The sequence below is a fragment of the Streptomyces colwelliae genome (assembly GCF_048158785.1).
In the GTDB taxonomy this organism is placed as follows: Bacteria; Actinomycetota; Actinomycetes; order Streptomycetales; family Streptomycetaceae; genus Streptomyces.
Window position 1 is genome coordinate 1 of record NZ_JBLTJC010000837.1, and the last position, 910, is coordinate 910.

The window sequence follows — 910 nt, forward strand, 5'->3', positions numbered from 1 at the left end:
CCCCCGAAACCGGCACCCCGGCCCGCGGCCCGCTCGGCGGGCCCCGGCCTCCCACCCGTCGTGGACCACGTCCGCACCCACGACAAGGTCGTCTTCCTGACCTACGACCACGAGGAGGGCGCGCGCCGCGACCTGAGGTTCGCCGACCTGGTCCGCGAACTGCGCCTCCCCGTCACCGAGTTCCGCGCCACACCGGACCGCCACCACTTCGCCGGCCTCCCGTACGCCACCCAGCGTGCCGAGATCTGCGGCCGCCGACCCCGCCCCAACTCCCGCCTGCTCCGGCCCCCTTACGGGACGTACGACACGACGACCCGCCGGGCCGCGGCCGACTGCGGAGTCTCCGCCCTGGTCCTCTGGCGGGCCTCCACGACAACAGGAACCTTGACCTACGCCCGAGGCGAGCACCGCCTCGCCCCCGGCGACATCGTCCAGGTGGGCCCGGCCGACAGCACGGCCAGACTGCTGCGCGGCATCCAGGAGCGGGGGCTGACGGTGGGGCGCTTGGAGGACTACCTCTGAGCGCCACTCGAGACGGTGCCACTTGAGACGAGGCTGCTTGAGGCAGGGGCCACTTGAGACGAGGGCGCCTACCTGTGGGGCCACGTCTCTGCCGTCGTGCCCAGGAGTACGGCGACTGCCAGCACCTCTGCCGCGGCGCTGATCTGATACCCGCGCCGGAAGAGGACGACGGCCGCGGTGAGAGCCGCGAGCACCAGCATGCTCAGCCAGACCACCACCGCCCAGGGGGGCCCGCTCAGCGCCACCATGAAGGCCGACCCGAAGCCGAGGACGACTTCGACCGGCATCAGGACGGCCACCGCCCAGCAGTCGGTACCGAGGGACGGGCGGCCGGGAAGCGCGGGGGACCGGGGAGGCATGGGGGGACGCTACGGGGCGGCTTGAGCGC

Annotated in this window: 2 protein-coding genes; one reads left to right on the top strand and one right to left on the bottom strand. The window is 73.3% G+C overall.

Going from position 1 to position 910, the window contains the following annotated elements:
* The coding region (locus ACNFOC_RS54700; RefSeq protein ID WP_416966355.1) for a polysaccharide deacetylase family protein at positions 1-522 on the top strand (522 nt) is incomplete at its 5' end.
* Positions 523-590: 68 nt separating this feature from the next.
* Here the strand turns inward: ACNFOC_RS54700 and ACNFOC_RS54705 are convergent.
* On the bottom strand, positions 591-881 hold the full coding sequence (locus tag ACNFOC_RS54705; RefSeq protein WP_416966356.1) for a hypothetical protein: 291 nt from the start codon (positions 879-881) through the stop codon (positions 591-593).
* Positions 882-910 lie beyond the last annotated feature (29 nt).